The 24,206-nt window shown below is 71.2% G+C and carries 20 protein-coding genes and 2 pseudogenes; 9 read left to right on the plus strand and 13 right to left on the minus strand.

What is annotated here, in order from left to right; translation table 11 throughout:
- The first annotated feature begins 5 nt into the window (after positions 1-5).
- Positions 6-818 (plus strand): alpha/beta fold hydrolase, encoded by an 813-nt coding sequence (locus G569_RS0135750; protein ID WP_028066968.1) that lies wholly within the window; start codon positions 6-8, stop codon positions 816-818.
- A gap of 68 nt (positions 819-886) precedes the next feature.
- Positions 887-1,756, plus strand: coding sequence for a hypothetical protein (locus G569_RS0135755; RefSeq protein ID WP_028066969.1), 870 nt, complete (start codon positions 887-889; stop codon positions 1,754-1,756).
- Here the strand turns inward: G569_RS0135755 and G569_RS0135760 are convergent.
- From G569_RS0135760 to G569_RS54380, 3 genes are all read right to left on the minus strand, one after another.
- Positions 1,722-2,555 (minus strand): alpha/beta hydrolase, encoded by an 834-nt coding sequence (locus G569_RS0135760; protein ID WP_028066970.1) that lies wholly within the window; start codon positions 2,553-2,555, stop codon positions 1,722-1,724. The genes G569_RS0135755 and G569_RS0135760 overlap by 35 nt on opposite strands.
- Before the next feature lie 72 nt (positions 2,556-2,627).
- On the minus strand, positions 2,628-3,665 hold the full coding sequence (locus tag G569_RS0135765) for a zinc-dependent alcohol dehydrogenase family protein (RefSeq protein WP_028066971.1): 1,038 nt from the start codon (positions 3,663-3,665) through the stop codon (positions 2,628-2,630).
- 54 nt (positions 3,666-3,719) lie between these two features.
- Entirely contained in the window at positions 3,720-4,913 is a 1,194-nt protein-coding gene (locus G569_RS54380) for a GAF domain-containing sensor histidine kinase (protein ID WP_053227475.1), read from the minus strand.
- Positions 4,914-4,978: 65 nt separating this feature from the next.
- On the opposite strand from G569_RS54380, the pseudogene G569_RS64945 reads away from it, so the two are divergent.
- The 3 genes and pseudogenes from G569_RS64945 (at position 4,979) to G569_RS0135785 (ending at position 9,002) form a co-directional block, all read left to right on the plus strand.
- Positions 4,979-6,053 (plus strand): annotated as a pseudogene (locus tag G569_RS64945) (FAD-dependent monooxygenase).
- Between the two features lie 67 nt (positions 6,054-6,120).
- On the plus strand, positions 6,121-6,579 hold the full coding sequence (locus tag G569_RS0135780; protein WP_037501269.1) for a nuclear transport factor 2 family protein: 459 nt from the start codon (positions 6,121-6,123) through the stop codon (positions 6,577-6,579).
- Positions 6,580-6,833: 254 nt separating this feature from the next.
- On the plus strand, positions 6,834-9,002 hold the full coding sequence (locus G569_RS0135785) for a tetratricopeptide repeat protein (protein WP_037501272.1): 2,169 nt from the start codon (positions 6,834-6,836) through the stop codon (positions 9,000-9,002).
- Between the two features lie 363 nt (positions 9,003-9,365).
- Here G569_RS0135785 and G569_RS54390 read toward each other — a convergent pair whose 3' ends face one another.
- From G569_RS54390 to G569_RS54405, 7 genes and pseudogenes are all read right to left on the minus strand, one after another.
- Positions 9,366-10,970, minus strand: a complete 1,605-nt coding sequence (locus G569_RS54390; protein ID WP_169542313.1) for a M20/M25/M40 family metallo-hydrolase — start codon at positions 10,968-10,970, stop codon at positions 9,366-9,368.
- Between the two features lie 221 nt (positions 10,971-11,191).
- On the minus strand, positions 11,192-12,103 hold the full coding sequence (locus G569_RS0135795; protein ID WP_169542314.1) for a LysR family transcriptional regulator: 912 nt from the start codon (positions 12,101-12,103) through the stop codon (positions 11,192-11,194).
- A 76-nt stretch (positions 12,104-12,179) separates the two neighbouring features.
- A pseudogene (locus G569_RS54395) lies at positions 12,180-13,600 on the minus strand (aminobutyraldehyde dehydrogenase).
- Between the two features lie 11 nt (positions 13,601-13,611).
- The gene (locus G569_RS0135805) at positions 13,612-14,490 is read right to left on the minus strand and encodes a dihydrodipicolinate synthase family protein (RefSeq protein WP_028066975.1); all 879 of its coding nucleotides are present in this window, start codon (positions 14,488-14,490) and stop codon (positions 13,612-13,614) included.
- Positions 14,483-15,796 carry a protoporphyrinogen/coproporphyrinogen oxidase gene (locus tag G569_RS0135810; RefSeq protein ID WP_064750520.1) on the minus strand — a complete coding sequence of 438 codons (1,314 nt, stop codon included), beginning with the start codon at positions 15,794-15,796 and terminating at the stop codon, positions 14,483-14,485. Before G569_RS0135810 ends, G569_RS0135805 begins: the two co-directional genes overlap by 8 nt.
- Positions 15,797-15,877: 81 nt before the next feature.
- On the minus strand, positions 15,878-16,756 hold the full coding sequence (locus tag G569_RS54400) for a class I SAM-dependent methyltransferase (RefSeq protein ID WP_053227479.1): 879 nt from the start codon (positions 16,754-16,756) through the stop codon (positions 15,878-15,880).
- 41 nt (positions 16,757-16,797) lie between these two features.
- Positions 16,798-17,595 (minus strand): COG4705 family protein, encoded by a 798-nt coding sequence (locus tag G569_RS54405; RefSeq protein WP_053227480.1) that lies wholly within the window; start codon positions 17,593-17,595, stop codon positions 16,798-16,800.
- Positions 17,596-17,727: 132 nt separating this feature from the next.
- On the opposite strand from G569_RS54405, the gene G569_RS54410 reads away from it, so the two are divergent.
- Both G569_RS54410 and G569_RS0135830 read left to right on the plus strand, forming a co-directional pair.
- Positions 17,728-18,837 carry an NAD-dependent epimerase/dehydratase family protein gene (locus G569_RS54410; protein WP_064750521.1) on the plus strand — a complete coding sequence of 370 codons (1,110 nt, stop codon included), beginning with the start codon at positions 17,728-17,730 and terminating at the stop codon, positions 18,835-18,837.
- Positions 18,822-19,814: a DegT/DnrJ/EryC1/StrS family aminotransferase gene (locus G569_RS0135830; protein WP_053227481.1), complete on the plus strand. Its 993-nt coding sequence runs from the start codon at positions 18,822-18,824 to the stop codon at positions 19,812-19,814. Before G569_RS54410 ends, G569_RS0135830 begins: the two co-directional genes overlap by 16 nt.
- Here the strand turns inward: G569_RS0135830 and G569_RS54415 are convergent.
- Positions 19,802-20,473 carry a polysaccharide deacetylase family protein gene (locus tag G569_RS54415; protein WP_053227482.1) on the minus strand — a complete coding sequence of 224 codons (672 nt, stop codon included), beginning with the start codon at positions 20,471-20,473 and terminating at the stop codon, positions 19,802-19,804. The two genes, G569_RS0135830 and G569_RS54415, sit on opposite strands and share 13 nt — an antisense overlap.
- Between G569_RS54415 and G569_RS0135840 the strand changes: the two genes are divergently transcribed.
- Positions 20,464-21,264, plus strand: a complete 801-nt coding sequence (locus G569_RS0135840) for a hypothetical protein (protein ID WP_028066978.1) — start codon at positions 20,464-20,466, stop codon at positions 21,262-21,264. The genes G569_RS54415 and G569_RS0135840 overlap by 10 nt on opposite strands.
- Here the strand turns inward: G569_RS0135840 and G569_RS0135845 are convergent.
- Together G569_RS0135845 and G569_RS0135850 are read right to left on the minus strand one after the other, a co-directional pair.
- Positions 21,251-22,318: an MGDG synthase family glycosyltransferase gene (locus tag G569_RS0135845; RefSeq protein ID WP_028066979.1), complete on the minus strand. Its 1,068-nt coding sequence runs from the start codon at positions 22,316-22,318 to the stop codon at positions 21,251-21,253. The two genes, G569_RS0135840 and G569_RS0135845, sit on opposite strands and share 14 nt — an antisense overlap.
- A gap of 42 nt (positions 22,319-22,360) precedes the next feature.
- Positions 22,361-22,975: a TetR/AcrR family transcriptional regulator gene (locus G569_RS0135850; RefSeq protein WP_028066980.1), complete on the minus strand. Its 615-nt coding sequence runs from the start codon at positions 22,973-22,975 to the stop codon at positions 22,361-22,363.
- A gap of 102 nt (positions 22,976-23,077) precedes the next feature.
- Between G569_RS0135850 and G569_RS0135855 the strand changes: the two genes are divergently transcribed.
- Positions 23,078-24,205 carry an epoxide hydrolase family protein gene (locus G569_RS0135855; protein ID WP_028066981.1) on the plus strand — a complete coding sequence of 376 codons (1,128 nt, stop codon included), beginning with the start codon at positions 23,078-23,080 and terminating at the stop codon, positions 24,203-24,205.
- Position 24,206 lies beyond the last annotated feature (1 nt).

Genomic DNA, 24,206 nt, shown 5'->3' on the forward strand with positions numbered 1-24,206 from the left:
CAGACATGACGAACAAGACAGCAATCCGCAGGCGCCTCGCCCTGCTGGCCATCGGGCTCGTCGCGCTCGCCCTGACGGCGACCAACAGCTTGGCCGCCCCGACCAAGAAGACCCCGCCCAAGCCCACCGTCGTGCTGGTCCACGGCGCGTTCGCCGACGCCTCGACCTGGAACCGGGTCATCGGTCGTCTCCAGAAGGACGGATATCCGGTGATCGCGCCCGCCAACCCGCTGCGCGGTCTCACCTCGGATGCCACCTACCTCACCAGCGTCCTCAAGACGATCCAAGGCCCGGTCGTGCTCGTCGGCCACTCCTACGGTGGCGCGGTCATCGGTCAGGCCGCCGCCGGCCTCACGAACGTGAAGTCGCTCGTGTTCGTCGACGCGTTCGCGCTCGACGTCGGCGAGCCCGCGGGCTCGATCGGCCAGCGCTTCCCGAACAACGACCTCGGCCCCGCGTTGTACACCCGCCCGTACACGCTGCCCGGCGGGCAGACCGGCACGGACGTGTACGTCCAGCCCAGCCGGTTCCACGCCGTGATCGGCGCCGACGTGCCCGAGGCGGCCACCACGCTGGCCGCCGCATCCCAGCGGCCGGTCGACCAGTCGGCGTTCGTCGAGGCGCCGACCGCCGCCGCCTGGAAGACGATCCCGTCATGGTTCGTCATCGGCACGCAGGACCGAGCGATCGATCCCGCCGGGCTGCGCTTCATGGCCCAGCGGGCGCATGGCCGCGTGACTGAGATCAAGGCGTCGCACCTCGGCCTGATCAGCCACGCCGGCAAGGTCGCCGACGTCATCGAGAGCGCGGCGCGGTGACCCGCGAACCGCATCGTCGCTCGGGGGCCGCGGCGCGACGCCGCGGCCCCCGTACGATCATCGCCACCATGCGATCGATTCTCCTCGCCCTGATCGCCACGCTCGCGCTCGCGCCCGCCGCGATCGCCGAGACCACCTCGACCGACAGCCCGCGCGATGCCACCCTTCCGGCGTCGCAGGACTTCAGCCAAATCACCTCGACGATCGATCCCGTGACCGGGACGTGGACGGTGGCGTACACGTTCTATGGCCCGCCGAGCGCGGACGCCTGGGGGAACCTCGGCGCGAGGCTGTTCGTCGGCGCGTCGCAGTGCGCGGACTTCCAGGCCTCGATCGCGGGGTTCCAGCAGTCGCCGACGCTCCCTGGCGACAACCAGGTCTTCGGTTCGGTGACGCCGCCGCCCGACCGGACGCTGCGCGCGGCGCAGACGGTCACCAAGACGGTCGACGGCAACACGATCACGCTGACGATGGTCGACACGAGCATGGTCGGCGCGGCCGCGACCTGCGTGAACGGGCAGATCTCGCACAAGCGCTTCCTCGACGAGTTCGGGCCGCTGCCCTTCCCGAGCGCCCCGCCGCCGCAGCCCGTGCCGCCCGAGCCGGGCACGCCCGCCCCGACTCCGCCGCCGAAGCTCGTCATCGCCTTCCGGTCGACGCACCTCACCGCCACCCGGAAGGGCGTCATCAAGGTCGCCCTGAAGCCCTTCTCCCAGGACGCCGCCGGCGCCGTCACCCTGCGCGCGGGCGGCAGGTTGGTCGCGCGCGCGAGCTACGACGCGAAGTCCGGCAAGCCGGTGACGGTCTCGCTGAAGCTCGCCGCGAAGGCTCGGCGCTCGCTCGCACGCCATCGCTCCCTGGCGGGCGTCCTCACCGCGACCGCGCAGGCGGGAACGCAGTTGGTCACGAAGTCGGCACGTGCTCGCGTCCGCGCATGACCACCGCGTGCTCGAGCGCCCAGCTGAGCGCGTAGTCGGCGACCTCCTCCCAGCCAGGCGATGCGGGCAGCAGATGCGGTCCCTCGAACTCCTTGACGTCGGTGATGACGTCGCGGGTGTAGTGCCTGGCGTTCGACCGCTGGATCGAGGGCGGCATCAGGTGGTCGCGGCTGCCGGAGATGAACAGCAGGGGCGCTCGCTCGTGGTTGTCGTAGTTCACCCAGGTGTCGTCCTTGCCGGGGTGGATGTTCGCGAGCGCGCTGCCCCAGAAGATGTGTCCGGAGGCGGGGATGTGGTAGCGCTCGTAGAGCCGCCGCGCCTCGTCCTCGGGGAGGCCGTTGGTGAACGTGTACTGCCACTGCTCGAAGTTCAGACCGACGGCCTTGTGGCGGTTGGCGGGGTTCTTGAGCACGGGGAAGCTGGCGCGCACCTGCGAGAGCGGGATGCGCTTGACGCCCTCGGTCGGCGCTGAGTTGATCGCCACGCCGGCAGCGCCGAAGCCGTGGTCGAGCAGGATCTGGGTGAAGACGCCGCCGGCGGAGTGGCCGATGATGATCGGAGGCGACTCGAGCTCTGAGACGATGGTCTCGAGCTGCTCGATGATCGCCGGGACCGTCACGCGCTCGATCGGCGTGGGGTCGGCGTTGAGCGCCTCGACCTCGACCTCGAGCCCGGGGTAGGCGGGGGCGATCACACGCAGGCCTTTGGCCTCGTAGCGCTCGATCCAGTGCTCCCAGCTGCGGGGGGTGACCCAGAAGCCGTGGACGAGGACGATCGTGTCAGGCGTGGCGGGACTCATCGGCCGCCCTTTCGTTCGCGCGTTGAAGATGCATCTAGGAGGACCGGATGGCGACCGGTTCTGTGACGCGGTTCAAACGCTCCCGACCCGTACCAGCGACTTGATCGCCCGGCGTTCGTCCATGGCGGCATAGGCGTCGCCGATGCCCTCCAGGTCGGTGACGTAGTCGAGCACCCGGCCCGGGTCGATGCTGCCGTCGAGGACGTCGGGCAGCAGCTCGGGGATGTAGGCGCGCGCCGGCGCGAAGCCGCCGCGGATGCCCTTGTTGCGGGGGAACAGCTCGCCGATCGGCAACTCGACGCCGTGCGGGATGCCGACACAGCCGACCATCGAACCCGGTCGGGCGATCGCGATCGCGGTCGAGAAGGACTGGGCGGTGCCGACGCACTCCAGCGTGGCGTCGACGCCAACGCCCTCGGTGAGCTCCATGACGGCCTGGACGGCCTCGTCGCCGCGCTGCTCGACGATGTCGGTGGCGCCGAACTCCCGGGCCAGCGCCTGCCGGTCAGGGTGTCGAGACAGAGCGATGATGCGCTCCGCGCCGAGGCGCGTGGCCGCCAGCACGCCGGACAGCCCGACCGCCCCGTCACCGACCACCGCCACCGTGGCGCCGGGCCGGACGTCCGCGCAGACCGCCGCGTGGTGGCCGGTGGACATGACATCGGAGAGGGCCAGCAGCGAGGCGAGCGTCGCGTCGGAGTGGCCGGAGCCCGGCACCCGGACGAGCCCGCCGTCGGCCAGCGGGACGCGGACCGCCTCGCCCTGTCCGCCGTCACCGCTGGTCGGATAGATCCCGCCCTGCACGCACGCCGACGTGACCCCGTGACGGCAGTGCGGACACGTGTTGTCGCAGAACATGAACGACGCGATGACGAGATCGCCCTTGCCGATCAGCCGCACGTCGGCGCCGACGTCTTCGACGACGCCGATGAACTCGTGTCCGATCGGGCCGGGCGGGAACGGCGAATCGCCACGGTAGAACCACAGGTCCGTCCCGCAGACGCAGGCCAACGCGACGCGCACGACGGCGTCTGTGGACTCGCGCAGGCTGGCGTCGGGCCGGTCGCCCGGCTCGACGCGGTGGGGCTCGTGAAAGACGGCTGCACGCATGGCGCCTACTCTGCTCCGGAACGGCGCCGCTGTGAAGGGCAACGCCGGGCCGGGTCAGCCGGGCTCGTCGCCGACTGGAAGCCGTGCGCGGACCGTGGTGCCCTCGCCGGTCGCGCTGGTGACGGTGAGCCGGCCGCCGAGGGCCTCGACTCGATCGCCGAGGCCGCGGAGCCCGCTGCCGTTCTCGGCGCAGGCTCCGCCGCGGCCATCGTCGGCGATGGCGATCTCGGCCCAGCCGTCGCCGGCGCGCAGCGTCAGCTCGGCGGTGCGCGCTCCGGCGTACTTGGCGACGTTCGTCAGCGCCTCGACGGCGACGAAGTAGAGCGCTGCCTCGTGTCCCGGAGGCAGCCGGCGGTCGAGGCCGATATCGAGTGCGACCGGCACATGGCTGCGCCCGGCGAGCATCTCGAGCGCCGCGGGCAGTCCGCGCTCGGTCAGCACCACCGGATGCAGCCCACGCGCGAGCTCGCGCAGTTCGGCCAGCGCCGCCTGCAGCTCGTCGATACACCGCTCGATCGCCGCCGCGGTGCCCGCCTCCGCCGAGCGGGCGACGAGCCGCAAGGAGAGCGCGAGCGCGACGAGCCGTTGTTGTGCGCCGTCATGCAGGTCGCGCTCGATCCGGCGACGTGCGACGTCCGCGGTCTCGACGAGCCGCGCACGCGACTCCTTGAGCCGGATCTGCGCATCGACGTTCGCGATCGCCTGGGCGACGAGCTCGGTGAACGCGCCAAGACGCGCTTCCGAATCAGGGGAGAACGGGCCATCGGTCGAGCCGGCCAGGAACGCGCCCCACAGCTGCCCGTCCATCCAGATCGGAGCCGCGACCGTCGCGCGGACTCGACGCGCTCGCATGATCTCCGGAACGGGTCCCGCGATGCCCGCATAGGAATCGACGCGCACCGGCGCGCCCGCGTCGCGCACCCGCGCGAGCGCCGTCTCTGGGGAGATCCCGAGCCGGCGGCCCACCTTGAAAGGCGCGATCCCCGGTTCGGTCCACGAGGCGATGACCGTGGCGTGGTCGCCGCTGTCGTAGCGCAACGTCACCGCGATCGCGGCATCCAGGTGTCCGGCGACCTCCTCGGTGACCAGTGCCAGGACGGCCTCCGGCTCGTGCTGACGTGCCAGCAGCATCGCCACACGCCGTAGCGCCTCCGACTCCTCCAAGCGAGCGCGCAGCGCCCGCTGCAGCCGCTGGTTCTCGACCTCGAGCTGAGCGGGCGCAGTCTCGTGGACGTCGCGCGTGTCCACGGGCGAATCCTCCCACGCGAGACAAGACCCGGCCGGCCCGCCTCGGCTTCTACGATTCGGCGCGGATGGCCCCAACGTTCGACGTGATCATCGCCGGGTGCGGGCCGACCGGAGCGATGCTGGCCGCCGAACTGCGGCTGCACGATCTGCGGGTGCTCGTTCTGGAGAAGGAGACCGAGCCCGTGTCCTTCGTCCGCATCGTCGCTCTGCATATCTGCTGGGCATCTCGCAACCGGTCATCGTCGAGCTGCTCGAAGACCACGCGATGGCATTGGGAGCGCAGGTGCGGCGCGGTTGTGCGGTGGCCGATCTCGAGCAGGATGAGGCCGGCGTGACCGTCCAGCTCGCCGACGGCGAACAGCTGCGTGCGCGCTATCTCGTCGGCTGTGACGGCGGGCGCAGCACGGTGCGCAAACGGCTCGGCGTCGGCTTCCCCGGCGAGCCGTCGCGGGCCGACACGCTGATGGGCGAGATGCAGGTGGGCGTCGCGCCGGAGGAGGTCGCGGCCAAGCTGGCCGAGCTCCGCGCGACCAATGGGCGCTTCTGGCTCAGGCCCTTCGGCGCAGAGGTCTATAGCGTCGTGGTCCCCGCCGCAGGCGTCAGCGATCGCGCGGTGGCGCCCACCATCGAGGACTTCAGACAGCAGCTGCACGCCATCGCGGGCACCGATTTCGGCGTGCACTCCCCGCGTTGGTTGTCGCGCTTCGGCGATGCCACACGGCTGGCCGAGCGCTATCGGGTCGGGCGGGTGCTGCTCGCCGGCGATGCGGCTCACATCCACCCACCCATCGGCGGGCAGGGCCTCAACCTCGGCATCCAGGACGCGTTCAACCTCGGCTGGAAACTGGCCGCCCAGATCCGCGGCTGGGCGCCGGAGGCACTGCTGGACACCTACCAGGCCGAACGTCATCCGGTCGCCGAGGACGTGCTCGGCAGCATCGCGGCCGCGGACTGCTGCTGGACCGCACCGATCGCCTGACGGTCGGCGGCTGGTCAGACCGCGTCGACCGCCTCGCCGATCCCACCGCGGAGCTGGACGTCCCGTGCGTCCTGCTCCGCCCCGACGGCCACGTCGCCTGGATCGGCGACGATCAGCGGGACCTGGACGACCACCTCGCCCGATGGTTCGGCCGGGCATAGCCGATCGCGCGAAAGATTGGGGGTTTCCGTGATTTCGGCGCAGCGGGACATGGCGTACGGTCGCAGGATGAGTGCCGGCCACCTCGCGTCCCGCCAAGACCTGCGGGCGATCAACGCGCAGTTCATCGAGAACTTCGTGACCAACGACGTGGCGGCGCACGACGCCCTGCTCCACCCGAGCTTCCTCTACATCCGCAGCGACGGCTCGCGCGTGGACCGTGCGACCTACCTCGAGGGCTGGGCAACCGGCTTCGACCCCGACGTCATCGTGTACTGGGACGTCCGCGACGAGCTGATCACCGTGGTCGGTGACGTCGCTCTCGTGCGGTCGACGAACAAGGAGACCGTTCGCCAGGACGGCGAAGCGGTCACGTCGATGTCGACGTACACGGACACGTACGTCTTCGAGCAGGGCCGTTGGCAATGCATCCAGGCCCAGATCACCCCGGTCGCGAAGGTCAACGAGCCGGCGGATGACACGATCGTCTCGGTCTGGATCATGGGAGTCCGCCAGCCTGAGCGCTGACACGCCGTGGGCCTCCCTCTCGCCGGTGGCCGTGATCGCTTTGCCGCTCCTGGGCGGGGCGGGCCAGGGGGTGAGGACGCCCACTGCGGTCTGACCGCACTCGGCGTCCGCACCCCCACCAACGCGCCAGCTCGACGGGCGGCGAAGGAGGCCGAGAGCCGGGCATCGCCATCGTCGGCGTTGTTGATCCGTTCGCCGAGCGCGAGTTCCGGCGCCGGCATCCCCGATCGGTTTAGGATCGCAACAGAAGGGCGATGTCGATCGCAACGCGGCGCAACTCGCAGATGCCACGGGCGCGGGTGCCCGGTTGGCCCACTGCGGTCTCGTGCGTGCTCGCGGCGGCGACGCTGGCGGCGCTGATCATCGTCGCGCTGGCCGTCACCGGCGAGGCGTCCACGAAAGGGAAGATCGACTCGGCGCCGCTGATCGGAGAGCGGATCGAGCGCACGCTGGCGTCTCCGGCCGTTGCCGGGTGCGTCGCCGCATTGCTCGCCGTGCTGCTGGCGTACTTCGTTCGGCTGGCGCGCTTGCGGTGGCTCGGGCGACACGCGCCTGCGATCGCCGTCGCCGATCTGGTCTCGGCACAGCAGCTCGAGGACGGGCTGCTCGAGCACTTGACGCTGTACTTCCGCAAGCGGATGGCGAGTCTGCACCTGGCCAGTCCGGGGGCGCAGCCCGGCGTCGCGCCGGCCAGTGGCTTCGTCGAGCTGGTCGCGCAGGCCGGCTCCGGCATGAACAGCGCCGGGAAGTTCATCGCCGGGCTCGTGCAGGCCGCGTGGCCGACACAGGCATACGAGGTGCACGCGACGCTCATCCAGCGCGAAGAGGCGCCCAGGTTCGGCGTCTCGGTTCAGGTCGTGCTGCTGCCGAACCTCGCCACCACGCCGGAGACGTGCTGGGCGCCGACGTGGGAGACGGTGGTCGACCGGGCGTCCAACTTCGCCGCCGCGTTCATCCTTCCGCGCAGCCACCCGGGCCGCCGTCCGCCATGGAGCGCGTGGCAGGGGTTCGTGATGCCACCGCACCTGCTCGACGACTATGAGCGGGCGTCGAACCTGTGTCACGCCCGCCGCTACGACGAGGCGCTGGAGAAGTTCTATCTCGCGTTGAATCACGACCCGAAGAACATCGACGTGCGCCTCAAGATCGGATTCGTGCAGGAGAAGGTCGGCATGGCGCTCGACGCCCTCGCGACCTACGACGACGTCTGCGTGCTCGCACGCGCCTGCGACCGCGGCTGGACGCACGCGCTGTTCGACTGGCGCTCGCGACGGACCCGGGATCGCTCGGCCCGCGTCGCGCAGTACCGGCGCGCGGTGCTGCTCGGCTCGGGTGAGCGCTTGACCGCGCGGTGGGTGGAGCCCGACCACGAGCCGTTGCTGCCGCGCGATGCCCAGCGCGCGGAGCTCCGTGCTCGGCTGAGCTCTGCGCTCCCGGGAGCGGACGCCGCCACAGCGAAGGGCGAAGACGACCTCTGCGCCTACTTCCAGAGACAAGGCGAGGACGCGTTCAAAGAGCTCCGGGGCATCATCCCGCGCATCACGTTCGGTCTCGAGGACGCAAGCCTGACGCGCCGCGCGGTGGCGCTCAGCGAGGAGTGCGTGAGAGTCCGCCTCCGGGGGTGGAGCGCGCCGCCGACCGTGGATCAACTCGAGCGACGGGTCAGCAGGAGTCGACGCGTGAGCGAGATCGTCGGGCGAGTGACCTGGGCGGAGCGATACAACGCGGCGAGCCTGTACGCGCTCGCGATCCGCTTCACGGGCGCGAGCGACGAGGACAAGGAGCTTCTCTCCGTCAAGGCGGTGCAAGAGCTCGAACGAGCGCTGCAACGAGCGAGCAGCGGGTACGTCGCGAGTCGGCGGGAGTGGCTGCTCGCCGAGGATCCGGACCTCGACGCGTTGCGGGAGACGGCGGCGTTCAAGCGCTTCACGGCCACCTACTTCCCCGGGGTCGACGTCACGAAGGCGCGACCGCGCGACGGCCACGACTGGGAGTGCGCCCAGTACGTCGTCCGCCTCGTCACCGCCTGCGCGATGCGACGGAGCGCGTTGTGGGAACAGCGGGCCAAGAATGGCGCCGCGCTCGACCCGGCGTGGTCGGCCGAGGACGACGCGGCCTGGAAGCTCATCGCCACGGTGGCCGCGGACTGTCATCACTGGCAGGCGCGGCTGGCATTCATCACCGGGCTCCACGACTGGGCGGCCGCGTACGGGTGGCGACACCTGCCGTTGGCGTATCCGAGCCCTTCGGAGTTGCCCGCCTCCGCCGGTTGCTCCGCGGCCACCGACGCCCTCGAGGCGCGGCTGGCCGACGCCGTCGAACGCGTCGGCAAGTCATCGAAGAGCTTCGGCGCCGGGAACAGCTCCGCGGTGCGGCGAGACGCCTGGGAGGACCTTGTCGGCGCGTTGACCGAGCAGTCATGAGCGCTTCGTCTCCGGTGGCGGCGGCCGGCCGTCGCAGCGCAACTGCCGCAGCTTCGGATCGGTCACGCACCAGGGGACCTGCAAGCGACGCTGCGCGCTCGGGGCGCCGTCGATGTCATCCTCGGGAAGTGGGCGTCCTGCCACCTTGCTGAACAGCGGGTACGGCGGTCGGTGGTTCCGCGCCCCGGGTGGAGCCGGCCTGCGCCGGGCTCACGACCCGACTGTCGCCGCTCGGTCCTGCCCGTGTCAAGAAGGAACAATGAGTGGGATGTCGAGGCTGAGCGGCCCGTCCCGCCTGGGCGACACGCCTGACAGGAGTGGTTGTGGCGCCGGGCTCGGCATCGCCCGGCGCCACGGTTGGGGCTAACTCGTCGTCGAGCCTCGCGGCCCCGCCGGAGCGGGGGTTCCCTTCGGTTTGTGGACGTCCTCACCCGCCCAGACGACGCTGGTGTTGTACGCCATGCGCACGGTCATGTCGGCGAAGGCCTTGGACATGAACGTGAAGACGGTCGGGTCGTTGTTGCTGAGGTTGTCGCACCAGCGGAACGGGTTGTCGACGCAGCCGCCGTCGAAGCTCGGGACGTTGCCCTCGTAGTTGCCGAGGGAGCCGCCGAAGAGGTCGACCTCCTCCTGGGTCTTGCAGCAGTCCTGCCCGGTCAGCAGGCCGCTGGCAGGGACGCCGGCGAGCTGGAACTGCTCCGCGTCGGTACCGACCGGCGAGAAGAAGATGTGGTTCTTGCCGATCGAGTCGAAGTAGTTCACCCCGAGGTCGCGGGCGAACTTCGACGGCTCGTACACGTTCGCCGGGAAGGTCTTGCTGACGGTGCGGCCGAAGAGGTCCACGGCGGCCGGATCGAGGATGCCGATCGAGTAGTTCGGCGTGGCCATGACATCGGCGTCGAGGTCGTAGCGGATCTTCGCCAGCTCGCTCGGGGACAGGTGGCTGACGTAGTACTTCGAGCCGAGCTCGCCGAGCTCCTCGCCGCCGAACCAGATGAACCGCAGCTTGTTGAGCGGGTGGACCTTGCGCATCTCCTGCGCGATCTGGAGGATCGTGACCGAGCCGGAGGCGTTGTCGAGCATGCCCGCGCCGTAGATGGCGTCGAGGTGGCCGTCGACGACGACGACGTGGTTGGGGTCGCCGCCCTTGGACTCCGCGATCAGGTTGTAGTCCGTGCGGTTGGGGTCGACGATCTGGTGGATGCTCAGGCTCATGACCGGCGGCGTGCCGGCCGTGTACTCGTTGTAGAGGCTCTGGCCGATCGCGAAGGTCACGAACCCGACCGGGATCGTCGCCACGAAGGGGTTGCCGGCCGCGTCGACCATGCTGCCGCTGAACGCGCCGGTACGGCCGGGGTTGCCCTCGTTGAAGATGACCACGCCGACGGCTCCCGCCGCCGTGGCGTTCTGCACCTTCGTGCCGAACGTGCAGGTGCCGCGCTGGACGAGCGCGATCTTGCCCGCCACGCCCGCGAAGTCGCTCGCCAGGCAACCGCTCGCCGAGCTCGGGGTCGGCGTCGGGGGCATGATGGTGTGACCGGCCGGGACGACCTGGACGCGAGTGGCGTCGCCCTGGCTCGACCCGGGGTTCCACTCGTCGATCAGCTTGAACGCACGCGCGGTGGGTGAGACCTCGCTCAGGCTGGGCGTTCCGATGTAGGACGAGTACGTGAACGTGTAGGGCTGGACGGTGACGTCGTAGCCGGCCTTGCGCATCGCGGCCGCCACGTAGTCGACCGACGCCTTGTAGCCGGGCTCACCCGAGTTGCGTGAGGGATGGCCGTCCGCGCCGGGGTTGGCATCGGCGATCGCCTGCAGCGCCTCCATATGGGTCCAGAGATCGCTCGTGGTGATGCACGGCACCAGCTTGCCGGGGGTGTCGTTGACGCGGTTGTCGCACCCGGCGTTCGATTGGGCCCTGGCCGTGGCCGGCAGGCAGAGTACGGCAGCCGCGCAGAGCGCGGGCAACCACCATTGTCTCACGCGACGAGGCATGAGCGACCCTCCTCAAGCAGAACGACACGGGCCGGCGAGCGCGCAAAAGACCTGCGTGCGGCCGCTAAGGCCCACAGTTGGACGATCAGCTCATGCTACGTCTGCACGGCGGGAGACGTCAAACAGTCTCAGCTCGTTGACGTCACTCATCGGATTGACATCCAGCCCGTCCGGACACCTGAAGGCGTCGCCGATCAGCGGTGTCGGTCGAACTCTTCGGCGACGGACCGCATGTGCGCCTCGAGCTCGGTGAGGAACTCCCGCACGCCCGGTGACACACGGGTTCCCGGCCGCACGATGATGGCGTGGGTCTCGTAGAGCGCGGGGCTGAACGGCACGGTGCTCAGCCCTTTGGGAAAGTACGGAGCGCGCGTGTAGGCGTAGGGGATGTACGTGTCGCCGATTCCCGCGGCGACGAGGCTCATCGCGATGTCCTTGAGCTCGACCTCGACCTTCAACTCCAACCGCAGACCTTGCGCCTGCGCGCGTTCGGCGAGGAGTCGCCGGATCGGGTCGTTGTCGGCGGACTCCGCGTCATAGAAGACCAGCGGCCTGTCCGCGAGGCGCTCGATCGTCGCGGGCTCACGCGTGCGTTCAGGGAAGGCGCTGACATAGAGCACTTCGTCGCGGACGATCGGATGCACCTCGAGCTTGTCGTCGTCGATCGGCAGGGCGACGACGCCGGCCTCGAGCTCGCCGCGCCGGACGCGCTCGGTGATCGTCGAGGAGTTGTTGCCGATGAGGCGCAGGGAGACGTCGGGGTGGCGTCGCAGGAACGAGACCGCGAGCTCGTCGAGGCGCCAGGCGGACGGCTCGCCGAAGACGCCGATCGCGATCGTTCCGCTGCGCAGGCCGGTCAGCTCGCCCACGCTGTCGGCGCCGTCCTCGACGGCCCGCAGGCTGCGCGTCGCGTGTTGGGCGAACGCCTCGCCCGCCTCGGTGAGCGTCACGCCGCGGCCGGCACGGACGAACAGATCGGCGCCGAGGGCGTTCTCGAGCTTGCGGATCTGCTCGGCCACCGCCGGCTGGGAGACCCGCAGTGCCTCCGCGGCCGCGGTGAACGAGCCGTACTCGGCGGCAGCGCAGAAGCAACGGATCTGCTGCAACGACAAAAGCTCTGCCTTGGAGTGCTCCAAGGACGCAACCCTACCTTGCGGCTCGGGGCCGTCACGATGACCGCGGTCATCGGAGGTTGATCATCGCGTGCTTGACGCGGGTGTAGTCGTCCAGCGCGTACGTGGAGAGGTCCTTCCCGTACCCGGATTCCTTGAAGCCGCCGTGTGGCATCTCCGACAGGAAGGGGAGGTGGTCGTTGACCCACACGCAGCCGAAGTCGAGCGCGCGGATCGCGTTCATGGCGACGCCGACGTCGCGCGTCCACACAGACGCCGCGAGGCCGTACGGGACGTCGTTGGCGAAGCGGATCGCCTCGTCGGCGTCGGCCACGCGCTGGACGGTGATGACCGGTCCGAACACCTCGCTCTGGACGATCTCCGCGTCCTGCGCCACACCGGTGACGATCGTCGGCTCGACGAAGAAGCCGGTGTCACGGCCGGCGGAGCCGCCGAGCAGGACGTTGGCGCCCGCGCCCGCCGCGCGATCGAGGAAGCCGAGCACGCGCTGTTGTTGGGCGGCCGAGACGACCGGACCCATCTCGATCGCGTCGCCCTCGGCCGGATCGCCCACCCGCAGCGATTGCGCCGCCGGCACGAGCTCCTCCAGCAGCGCGTCGTAGATGCCGGGCGTGGCGATGACGCGCGTCGCGGCGGTGCAGTCCTGGCCCGTGTTGCAGAAGCCGGCGATCCGCAGCCCGGCGGCGACCGCGGCCGGGTCGGCGTCGTCGAGCACCACGACCGGCGCCTTGCCGCCGAGCTCGAGGTGCACGCGCTTGAGGCTGTCGGCCGCGGCGCGCGCGATCCACTTGCCGGTCCCGACGCTGCCGGTGAGCGAGACGAGCGCGACGTCCCGGTGGGTGACGACGCCGCGGCCGACCGGATCGCCCTCGCCGGTGATCACGTTCAGCACGCCGGGCGGAAGGATCTCCGCCGCCAGCTCGCCCAGCCGCAGGGTGCTCAGTGGCGTATCTCCGATGGCTTCAGGACCACCACATTGCCGGCCGCGAGCGCGGGTGCGATCTTCCAGATCGCCATCATCAGCGGGTAGTTCCAGGGCGCGATCTGGCCGACGATGCCGACCGGCTCGCGGCGGACGAACGAGGTGTGCGACGGGCTGTACTCGCCGGCCGCGGGCGCGTGCATCGTGCGCGCCGCGCCGGCGAAGAAGCGCAGCTCGTCCGAGCAGATCGGCAGCTCCTCCGCCGCCAGCGACCTCGGCTTGCCGACGTTCGCTGACTCGATCGCCTCGAGCTCGGCCCGGTTGGCGTCGACGGCATCCGCGAGCGCGAGCAGCGCATCCATCCGCTCGCCGGGCGTGGTGCGGCCCCACGCGACGCGCGCCTCGCGGGCGGCCGCCACCGCACGCTCCACGTCGGCCTGCGTGCCCTCGGGCACGCGGCCGATCACCTGGCCGTCGGCCGGGTTGATGATCTCGCGCGTGCCGCCCTCGACCGCGTCGGCGAGCTCGCCGCCGACGAGGTTGCGCATGTCCACGGCGGTCACGCGACCGGTGCGGCGGTCGCGATCTCGACCAGCTCGGCCAGGCGGGCGACCGACTCCTCCTCGAGCTCGAGGAACGGCGCGCGGACCGGGCCGGTGGTGTTCCCCACGAGCCGGGCGGCGGTCTTGACGCCGGCCGAGTAGCTGATCGTCTCGAGGTAGTGGCAGAGCGGCCAGATGCGCGCCCACAGCTCGCGCGCCGCGGGCAGGTCGATGTCATCGATCAGCAGGCGGTGCAGCTCGACGGCCTGCTCGGGGATGATCGATGCCACACCCCACACGACCGCCTCGACGCCCGCGGCCAGCGCGTGGAAGGTGTGCGTGTCGTAGCCGTTGAGCAGCGTCGGCCCGTCGGTCTGGATCAGCTCCTGCGCGAACGAGGCGTCGCCGCCGGTGTCCTTCAGGCAGGCGATCGGGAGCTCGCGCAGCTGCTCGGCGGTCAGGGTCACGCCCGAGACGCCGGGCATGTTGTAGTACGTGATCGGGATCGAGATCGCGGCCGCCACCGCGTCGAAGTGGGCCTTCAGCTCGCGCCACGCGGGCGCGTCGTAGAAGGGCGGGATGATCATCACCGAGGCCGCGCCGGCCTGCTCGGCGTGGACGCTGAGCTCGACCGTCTCGCGCGTCGAGAGGGCGCTCGTGCCCGCGACCACGGGGACGCGCCCCGCGGCGGCCTCGACGGTGACCTCGATCAGCGTTCGGCGCTCGGCGTTGGTGAGCGTCGTGAACTCGCCAGTGCTGCCGCCCGGGACCAAGCCGCCGACGCCGGCTTCGATCAGCCGGTCGACGAACGCGCGCAGCGCGTCGGTGTCGATGCCGTTCCCGTCCTCGGTGAACGGGGTGATCATGGCGGGAAGAACCCCGTGGAACTCAGACATGGGTGACCTCTCGGATCAGTGAGTCGACTCGTTCTGCCGCGGCGAGCCCGGTCTGGGCGGCGGCCTCCATCGTGCCCAGCGCGGCGAAGTAGTCGCCGGCCAGGTGCAGGTTCTGCTCGGCGCCGAGGGCGCCCTCGAGCGCGGGCTGGAGCCGGCCGCGGCCGGGGCTCGCATAGACGTTGCCGAGCTCCCAGCGGCGAACCGTCGCGTTCGCGATCACGCCCCGCGTGCGCGGGTACATCGCGTGCAGGTCGGCGAGGAAACGCTCGACGATCACCTCGTCCGACTCACGCATCAGCGTCGCCGCCGCCTGGGCGCCGGTGAAGAGCATCAGCGACCCACCGGGCTTGCGCGGACCGACGCGCAGAGCGTGCGCCTGGTTGGTGAACATGTCGAACGCGCGGCCGGGCGTGGCGATCGCGTAGACGCCGTCGTAGGGCATGGGCGTCGTCTCGTTCGTCTCGACCGCGACGCTCAGGAACGCGCCGTACGTGAGCTTCGAGAGCGCGTCCGCTGTGCGCTCGGCCACGGGGGCGACGAGCGGCGCCGCGTAGGGCGCGTTCGCGGCCATGATCACGTGCCGGGCGCGGATCTCCTCCCCGCCGACCGAGAGCACCAGCTCGCCGCCGTCCGGCCGGACGGCGTCCACGCGGCTGTCCACCCGGGCGCGGTCGCCGAGCTCGCGGCCGATCGCCGCGGGCAGCTCCCCGGTCCCGCCGCGCAGGTTGCGGGAGATCAGCGAGCCCTTGCCCGCCCACACGATCGCGAACAAGCCGACGCCGGCGCCCGCGGCGAGCTCGTCCAGCTCCCCCGTGGCACGCCGCGCCGCGCCGGCGAAGATCATCCGGACCTTCGGCGGCAGCGGGCCGAGGAACTCCGCGAACGTGCGGTCGTTCATGAACTCGTACTTGTTCGGCGCGGCGTTGTAGCGGCGCACCGCGAGCTGCACCTTCAAGCCCGCGCGGGCGAAGGCGATCCGCTCGCGGACCGACAGCGGGAGGCGGAACGGATAGGACTCCACGCGCCCGCCTTCGATGATCGTCCGGTCCACGGCAAGGCCCATCATGCCGCCGAAGACCGGCACGGTCTCGAGCTTGCACTCGGTCGCCATGCGGTCGACGAGCGAGCCGGGCGACGGGAACAGATGCGCGCCGTAGTTCAGCCAGTAGTCGCCGCACGGGTCGGAGCGCATCCGCCCGCCGAGCCGATCACTCCCTTCCAGCAGCAGGATGTCGCGGTGACGCAGGCGCCAGGCCGCTGAGAGTCCGGCGATCCCGCCGCCGACGATCACCACATCGCGAGTCATGCGGCGTATGGTCGGCGACGAGCCGCGCTCCAGGTAGACCCTCTTGCTTGGTGCGGGCCAAGGCCGAGCTTTCGGGTCGCGCTACGCGAAGGCGGTGACGACCCAGACGCCGGCGCGGCTGTAGATCGATCCGTCGGGCCGCTGCCGGCCGGCGTAGTGCGCGGCGAGCGCCTCGGCGATCTCCGGGCGGCGGCTCTCGCCGTGCTCGCCGTTGAGGCGGATCAGCTCCGCGCCGGGGCCGATCGCGAGCATCGCGTCGAGCGCCTCGTCCATGTTCGCGCCGAGGAAGTAGTCGAAGTCGCGGGGATGGAGCTCGATGCCGGTGAACCCGGCGGCGGCGAGGATCCCGCGCGTCGTCTCCGGGTTGCCGAGCGAGAACGGACCCGGCCCGCACGTGTCGGCGTCGTACTCGTCCGGCCGCGTGAGGAACCGCTGGACCACTTGCTCGGTGTCCGCCCACATCGGGCTCTCGGTCTTGCGCCGCCAGCAGATCATGACCAGCATCCCGCCCGGCTTGAGGGCGCCCCGGATCGCCCGCATCGCCGGGACGGGCGCGGCGAAGAACTGCGTCCCCATGCGCGAGAACGCGTAATCGTGGACCGACTCCCACACCGCGGTCTGCGCATCGGAGGTCTCGAAGCCGATGTTCTCGGCGCCCGCCTCGACCGCCTCTTGCACGGCGTCCTGGATGAAGTGCGGCGACGAGTCCGTGCCGAGCGCGAACCCGTCCGGCCCGACGAGCTGCGCCAATCGCTGCGTCGTCTCGCCGAACCCGCAGCCGATGTCGATGCAGCGCCCCGCATGCGGCGGCGGGAACTGCTCGAACACCTCTTCGGTGAGCCCGTCGAGCGCGCCGACGAACACGTTGCGGTTCTGTTTCCAGCGCTCGTACAGGACCGTGTCCCATGCCCGTACGGCCTCTTCGTTGGTCGGTGCGATCGCGCCCGGTACTGTCGTCATTGACCGACGGTAGCCAGCGCCCCTGGCGATTTGGGAAAAGATCAGCCTTCGGCCGGCTGAGGGATCGCGCGTGGACGCACTCGCTGCACGTCGGTCCGGCTGACCGCGGCGTACGCCACCAGCGCGGCGAAGACGATCAGTGCGAGGGCGCTGACGGTGCCGTCGCCGAGGCCCACGCCGGTGTCGACCCGGGCCTTGCCGAGCCAGTCGACGATCGAGGCGCCGAGCGGACGCGTGACGACGTAGGCGCTCCAGAAGGCCACGATCGGGTTCAGCAGGCCGCGCCACCAGAGCAGCGCGGGGATGGAGATGACGGCGGCGAAGAGGACGATCGAGGCGAAGAACCCGAGGTGCAGGGTGATCGCGGTGAGGTCGCCCGCGGCGGTGCCGAGCGCGAAGGTGGCCAGCACGGCGCTCCAGTAGTAGCGCTCGCGCCGGCGGGTGGTGATGCTGTGGATCGAGAGGGTGCCTTCACTGCGATGCCACCGGTAGAACACGAGCGCGGTGATCGCGGCGAAGACCGGCGTGGTGACCGCGTAGGACACGCCGGTTCCGTCCTTGAGGACGTCGGCGACCATGGTGCCGAAGATCGCGACCATCGCGACCGCGAACCAGTACACGGATGCGCGATACGTGCGCTGGCGGAGTTGGAGACGCATCGCGAACGCGAAGCCGAGGACGCCGATCGCGCCTCCGATCGGGATGCTCTTCTGACCGAGGAAGTCCGACATGGACTCGCCCATGCCGGTGGTCAAGACCTTGATCGCCCAGAAGAGCAGCGTGATCTCCGGCACCTTTGCAGCGAGCGGCTCGAGCCGCTCGGCGGATGACCGTTTCATCCGAATCCTTTCGTCGTTTGAGCGCGACAGCGATGTCGCCCGCCCACCGTCGCGACCGTGGATGAGACGAGACCGAGATTCAGGCCGCTGGTCAGGTTGCATTCAGTTGGGGTTCGCGACCCTGGTCGCATCATGTCGACCGTTCTCGTCACCGGAGGCTCCGGGTTCATCGGGTCGCACGTCGTCGACCGCCTGATCGAAGCCGGGCACGAGCCCCGCATCTATGACTTGAGGCGATCTCCGTGGCACCCGGACGTTCCGGCGATGCTCGGCGACCTCTGCGATCTCAAAGGCCTCGGTGTGGCCATGAGCGGCTGTAGTGCGGTGATCCATCTCGCCGCCTCGGCGGATGTCAACGAGGTGGTGGCGGATCCGGTGGAGGCCGAGCGGCGCAACGCGTCCGGCACGTTGCGGGTGCTGGAGGCGGCACGTCACGCCGGTGTCGGGCGGGTGGTGTACGCGTCGACGATCTGGACCTACTCCGACACGCCCGCCGAGGTGCACGAGGAGTCCCTGCCGCTGCATCCGCCGGCGCATCTGTACACCGCGACGAAGCTGGCCGGGGAGCTGTATTGCCACGCGTATCGCGAGCTCTATGGGCTCGAGTCGACGATCCTGCGCTTCGGCATCCCGTATGGCCCGCGGGCTCGTGCGGCGGCGGTCGTCCCGACGTTCACCGCGAAGGCGCTGGCGGGGGAGCCGTTGACGATCGCCGGGGACGGCTCGCAGTCGCGGCGGTTCGTGTACGTGGAGGACCTCGCCGACGGGGTCGTGCTGGCGCTCGCCACCCCGGCCGCGAACCGCACCTACAACCTGGTCGGAGCCGAGGACACCACGGTGCGCGAGATCGCCGAAGCGGTCCGCGATCAGCTCGGCGACGTCGAGATCCAGAGCGGGCCCGGCCGAGCGGCGGACTTCGCCGGCGCGCCGGTCAGCGGCGCCCTGGCGGCGAGCGAGCTGGGCTGGACGCCGACGACGCCGTTCGCCGAGGGCATGCGGCGCTACGTCGAGTGGCATCGCGCCCAGGAGTCCGTGACACCGGCGCCCGCGCGACGTCCTGGCTCGCTCGTGGGCGCGGCGATCGCGGCGGTGATCGTGGTCGCGCTCCTGTCGCCCTGGCCGGCGGAGCTCACCGAGTTGCGGCACGGCCACGGGCTCGTGCTGATCGCGCTCCTCTTCGCGGCCGTACTCGCGGTTCGCCTGTCGACCCCGCTCAGGACCCCGGCGTGGCGCAGCGAGTGATCCCGGGGCTGGATCGCTTCGCGATCGGCTTCGACGAACGCGATCGCGCGCGTCTGCACGCGCTGTGGGACGAGGTGCTCACGTCGCAGCGCTGGGCGGAAGGGCCGATGACCGAGCGCTTCGAGGCGGCCTGGTCGGCTTGGAACCGCATGCCGGCGGTCGCGTTCTCGGGATGGACGGGCGCGATGCTCGCGGCGCTGGAGTTCGCCCGGGTGCGCGACCAGACGGTGCTGGTGCCGTCGAACACGTTCATGGCGACGCCGCTGGCGGCGATCCACGCGGGCGCCCGGGTGGAGTTCGTGGACTGCAACCGCGAGGACCTCTGCCTGTCGGCGGACGCGCTCGAGGCGGCGATCGCGCGCCACCGCCCGCGGGCCGTGATCCTGGTGCACATCGGCGGGCACCTCGCGTTCGACACCCACCGGATCGCCGACATCTGCCGGGCGGCCGACGTGTTCCTCGTCGAGGACTGCGCGCACGCGCACGGCGCGTCCTGGCAGGGTCGCCGAGCCGGGACGTTCGGGGATGCGGGCACCTGGTCGTTCTATGCGACCAAGACGATCAGCACGGGGGAGGGCGGCATGCTCGTGACGCGCCACCAGGCCCTGCTGGACTTCGCGCGCGCGTTCCGCAACTACGGCAAGCCGTCGCATCAGGTCGACGGCTGGAACTTCCGGATGAACGAGTTCACGGCCGCGCTCGGGCTCGTCCAGACCGAGCGGCTGGACGAGATCGTGCGCTGGAAGAACGAGGCCGCCCGTGACCATCTGGACCCGGTCCACGGCGGGCGGCTGCAACTGCCCGACGGGATGGTCTCAGGGCTCTACAAGTACATCGTCTTCGACCCGATCCCCAACTCGACGGGCAAGGTCTACGACACGCCCTGTCACCGGGTGATGGGCCACCACGACGAGCTTCCGAACACGGACTGGGTCGCCCGGAACCACTGGTGCGTGCCGCTCTACTACCGGCCCTGAACGGCATCGAGGATGCGGGGCAGCGCGGCGACCGTCGCGCGCCACGATCCTGGAGCGCTGTAGTCGTCGCCGTCGTGGAGGAGGATCACGTCGCCGGTGGCGAGGTCGCGCGTCGCCTCGGCCGCGATCGACGCGGCGGTGGCGCCGGCGCGCCAGTCGTGACCCCAGCGCGACCACAGCAGCGGCGACCACCCGCGGGCCCGCACGAGCCCCAGTGCGGGCCACGAGTAGATCCCGTACGGCGCCCGATGCCAGGTCGGCGTCACGCCGGTGTGCGTGGCGATGACGTCGGCCGCGAGGTCGAGGTCGCGCCCGATGGCGGCGGGGGTGAGGCGGAGCAGATTGCGATGGCGATGGCCGTGGACGCCGATCGTGTGCCCGCGCCGCGCGACCTCGGCCGCGACGTCCGGGGCGGCGAGGATCCGTTCGCCGACCATGAAGAACGTCGCGGTCACCCGCGCCGCGGACAACAGCTCCAGGACGGCGGGCGTGCCTTCGGGATGCGGGCCGTCGTCGAAGGTCAGCGTGATCCGCTCCAGCCGCCGGCGCACCCGCAACAGATCGGCGACCGGGGGAACGATCGGCGCGAGCGCGGGGAGGCACCAACCGCCTGCGAGCACCGCGCCGCCGAGCAGCGGAGCGTCAGCGCGTGAGCGCATCCGCCACCGCGGCCGGGTTCGCCTTGGCGGTCGCGGCCGGCTGCTGCTTCGACGGCGCCGTCGCGATCCAGGCGTCCGAGGCGCGCGCGCAGCACGACAGCTCGCCCGCCGCGATGCTCGGTCTGCTGCGCCGCCCGCGCTGGCTGGCCGGCAGCGCGCTGGCGATCGCGGGCTGGCCGCTGCAGATCGCCGCGCTGGCGCTCGCTCCGCTGGCGATCGTGCAACCGGCGCTGGCCGGCGGCCTGGTGCTGTTGCTGGTGCTCGGCGTCCGCATGCTCGGCGAGCCCGTGCGGATCTTCGACTTCGCGGCGACGGCGGGGGTCGCGACGGGGCTCGCGCTGCTGGTCTGGGGCGCCGGCGCCGACCATCCCGCGCACACCCGGCCGGCGGCGATCGCGATCGCGGTGCTCGGCGCGGTCGCGGTGCTCCCGTGGCTCCTGCCGAGGCTGCCCGGCGAGGTGCTGATCGCGTGCGCCGGGGCCGGGTATGCGGCGTCCGCGGTCGGCACCAAGCTGCTGGACGACGTCGGCCTGCTCTGGGGACTGCCGACCGCGGCGGTCGCGGGGCTCGCGCTGCTGGACGAGATGCTCGCCCTGCGGGTGCGTGGGGCGGCGCGGGTCGCCGCGGGCGCCTTCGCGTTCCAGACGGCGATCCCGGTCCTGCTCGAGCCCGTGCTCACCGGCGTCGGGTGGCATCGGCCGGCGGCGGCCGTCGTCGGGCTGGTGCTGGTGGTCGCCGCGGGGCTCGTGCTCGGCACCGCCACGGCGGCCGCGCGGGTCATCGAGCACTGACCAGCTCGAGCACCGCGTCCGCGGCGGACTGACGGCCGGCGATGCCGAGTGGCGTCGGCGGTCCCGCGGCCAGCGCGCGCTCGATCTCCCCCTCGAGCGCTTTCGGCCCGGCCGCGACGGCGGCGATCCCGTGGCGGCGATAGGCCGCGTTGTTGGCGCGGATGTGCCCGACGCCCCAGCCGTAGGAGATGACACGGGTTCCGCACACCTGCGCCTCGAAGACGGTCAGGCCGGCCGTCGAATGCACGAGGACGTCGGCCGCCGCCAGCCATTCGCACATCCGGTCCGTGAACGCCAGCGCCCGCACGCCCGCGCGCTGCAACCGCGCGCGCAGCGTGGCGTTGGTCCCGCACAGGCACACGGCCTGCGCGCCGGCGCGTCGTGCCACGCGCGCCGCTCCCTCGACATCCCCGACGCCCCAGCCGCCGCCGGAGATGACGACGACCGGTCCGCCATTGAGCCCGAGCACCGCGCGTGCCGCGGTTCGGCTCGGGGGCCGCTCGAAGGCCGGCCGGGAGAAGCCGCGCACCGGCCGGACGTCGCCACCCGCGCCGGTGATCGCCACGACGTCCGCGCGGGATTCGGCGTGGACGATCAGGTGCTGATCGACGCCGGGATGCGCCCAGTAGCGCAGCCCGGCGAGGTCGGTGATCGCCGCGGCGCACGGGACCGTCAGGCGTCCCGCGCGGCGCAGGCCGCCGAGCACCTCGGTCGTCCCTGGGTAGGTCGAGACGACGACGTCCGGCTGGAGGCGTTCGATCAGCCGCAACAGCGGCGGGCCGCCGACGGCCCCGAGCAGGCGGGTCGCGAGCGTCCGCGTCGGCGCGAACGTCTGCACGAGCCAGTACTCGGCGTCGAAGACCAACGGTGCCCGGCGCAGGATCGTCTCCATCCCGTCGCGCCCCAGCGCCTGCGGGATCCGCCCCATCGCGCGCAGGCCGTCCACCACGAGCGTCTCGGCTCCCCGCTCGCGCAACGCGCCCGCCAGCAGCTCGGCGGGAAGATCGTGGCCGGCGCCGATGTCAGCCGACAGGATCAGCGCACGCGTGGCCATGACAGCAGACTGCAACGCGGTGCCTGACCGCAACCTGAACGGCTAACGGCGTTCCCAGCGGCGCCGGTGCTCTTCGTCGGTCGGCGGCGTGCCGGGCAGGGGGGTGCCGTCGGGGCGGATGGCGCTCAGGTGCAGCGCCAGGTACCGGCGGCGCAGCGCGTGGTTGCGCTCCGGGTCGCCGAGCCGGATCGCCGCGAGCTGTTCGAAGATCATCGGGATGTCGTTGAGGTCGAGGTCCGCTCGCACCGCTCCGGCCGCGCGGGCGCGTGCGAGCACCTCCCCGTTCAGCGCGTGCGCGTGCGTCGCGAGCTCGTACAGCTCCATGGTCGTCGGGAAGGTGCCGGCCAGCTTGACGGTGAGCGAGTGGACATCCGCGTCGACGATCCCCGTGATGAAGACGTCGAGGCACTCGTCGGCCGGCACGCCCTGGTCCAGCGCGTGCTCGGCGACCGCGATGAAGCGGTGAAGGCCATCGGCGCAGAGCGTCTGCAGGAGCTGGTCCTTGCCGGCATAGCGCCGATACAGCGCGCCGACCCCGACGCCGGCGTGCTTCGCCACCGCGGCGATCGGCGCCGACGGATCGGCGAGGAAGACCGCTCGCGCGGAGGCGAGGATCCGCTCGTCGTTGCGGGCCGCCTCCGCTCGGCGTCCGCTCATGGGTGCGTCCGGGCTCAAGCGAGCCATTGTGTCGGAACGGATCGTTCCGGTACAGTGGCGTCGGAACGGAACATACTGTTCCGTTTTGACTGAGAGGAAGCGATGCCGACCGCCGAGCTCACGCCGTTCCGCGCCGAGATCCCGCAGGCCGATCTCGATGACCTGCACCAGCGCCTCGCGCGGGTTCGCTGGCCGGACGAGCTGCCGGACGCGGGGTGGACGTACGGCGTGCCGCTCGACTACGTCCGCGAGCTCGTCGCCCACTGGCTCGACGGGTTCGACTGGCGCGCCCAGGAGGCCCGGCTGAACGCGTTCGGTCAGTTCGTCACCGAGGTCGACGGGCAGCGCGTGCACTTCGTCCACCAGCGCTCACCGGAACCCGATGCGCTGCCACTGATCCTCAGCCACGGCTGGCCGATGAGCGTGTTCGAGTACCTGGATCTGATCGGCCCGCTCACGGACCCTCGCGCTCACGGGGGCGATCCCGCCGATGCGTTCCACGTCGTCGTGCCCTCGCTGCCTGGCATCGGCTTCTCAGGCCCCACGCGCGACGCGGGCTGGGACACGCGCCGAACCGCCCGCGCCTGGGCGCGGCTGATGGCCGACCTGGGGTACGAGCGCTACGGCGCGCACGGCAACGACGCCGGCTCGTTGATCTCCCCCGAGCTGGGCCGGCACGACCCGGACCGGGTCGTCGGGGTCCACGTCACCCAGCTGTTCTCGTTCCCGTCCGGCGACCCGGCCGAGTTCGAGAACCTGACCGCCGAGGACCACGCCGCTCTGGCGTTCCTGCAGGCGTTCCAGGGGCGTGGCGGCCTCGCGTACAACGCCTACCAGTCCGCCCAGCCGCAGACCCTCGCGTACGCGCTGCAGGACTCGCCCGCCGGTTGGCTGGCATGGGTGACACAGCTGTTCGCCGAGGAGGTCGACCGCGACTACATCCTCACGAACGCGTCGCTGTACTGGCTGACGGGAACGGTCGGCTCATCGATCCGCCGATACCACGCCGACGCTCACACGACCGAGCCGCCGCCCACCGGGCCGACCACCGCTCCGACCGGGGTGGCCATCTTCGCCACCGACTTCCAATCGGTCCCCAGCTTCGCCAGACGCGACCACGGGAACATCGTGCGCTGGACGCACTACGACCGCGGCAGCCACTTCTCCCCGCACGACGCCCCCGACCTGCTGCTCGACGACATCCGCGCGTTCTACCGCGACCTGCGCTGAC

The sequence above is a fragment of the Solirubrobacter soli DSM 22325 genome (assembly GCF_000423665.1).
Classification (GTDB): Bacteria; Actinomycetota; Thermoleophilia; order Solirubrobacterales; family Solirubrobacteraceae; genus Solirubrobacter; species Solirubrobacter soli.

Bases quoted from the DNA above. Each gene is read 5' to 3' on its own strand.
- G569_RS0135750 (WP_028066968.1), top strand. From the start codon at position 6: ATGACGAACAAGACAGCAATCCGCAGGCGCCTCGCCCTGCTGGCCATC.
- G569_RS0135755 (WP_028066969.1), top strand. From the start codon at position 887: ATGCGATCGATTCTCCTCGCCCTGATCGCCACGCTCGCGCTCGCGCCC.
- G569_RS0135760 (WP_028066970.1), bottom strand. From the start codon at position 2,555: ATGAGTCCCGCCACGCCTGACACGATCGTCCTCGTCCACGGCTTCTGG.
- G569_RS0135765 (WP_028066971.1), bottom strand. From the start codon at position 3,665: ATGCGTGCAGCCGTCTTTCACGAGCCCCACCGCGTCGAGCCGGGCGAC.
- G569_RS0135780 (WP_037501269.1), top strand. From the start codon at position 6,121: ATGAGTGCCGGCCACCTCGCGTCCCGCCAAGACCTGCGGGCGATCAAC.
- G569_RS0135785 (WP_037501272.1), top strand. From the start codon at position 6,834: ATGTCGATCGCAACGCGGCGCAACTCGCAGATGCCACGGGCGCGGGTG.
- G569_RS0135805 (WP_028066975.1), bottom strand. From the start codon at position 14,490: ATGTCTGAGTTCCACGGGGTTCTTCCCGCCATGATCACCCCGTTCACC.
- G569_RS0135810 (WP_064750520.1), bottom strand. From the start codon at position 15,796: ATGACTCGCGATGTGGTGATCGTCGGCGGCGGGATCGCCGGACTCTCA.
- G569_RS54400 (WP_053227479.1), bottom strand. From the start codon at position 16,756: ATGACGACAGTACCGGGCGCGATCGCACCGACCAACGAAGAGGCCGTA.
- G569_RS54405 (WP_053227480.1), bottom strand. From the start codon at position 17,595: ATGAAACGGTCATCCGCCGAGCGGCTCGAGCCGCTCGCTGCAAAGGTG.
- G569_RS54410 (WP_064750521.1), top strand. From the start codon at position 17,728: ATGTCGACCGTTCTCGTCACCGGAGGCTCCGGGTTCATCGGGTCGCAC.
- G569_RS54415 (WP_053227482.1), bottom strand. From the start codon at position 20,473: ATGCGCTCACGCGCTGACGCTCCGCTGCTCGGCGGCGCGGTGCTCGCA.
- G569_RS0135845 (WP_028066979.1), bottom strand. From the start codon at position 22,318: ATGGCCACGCGTGCGCTGATCCTGTCGGCTGACATCGGCGCCGGCCAC.
- G569_RS0135850 (WP_028066980.1), bottom strand. From the start codon at position 22,975: ATGAGCGGACGCCGAGCGGAGGCGGCCCGCAACGACGAGCGGATCCTC.
- G569_RS0135855 (WP_028066981.1), top strand. From the start codon at position 23,078: ATGCCGACCGCCGAGCTCACGCCGTTCCGCGCCGAGATCCCGCAGGCC.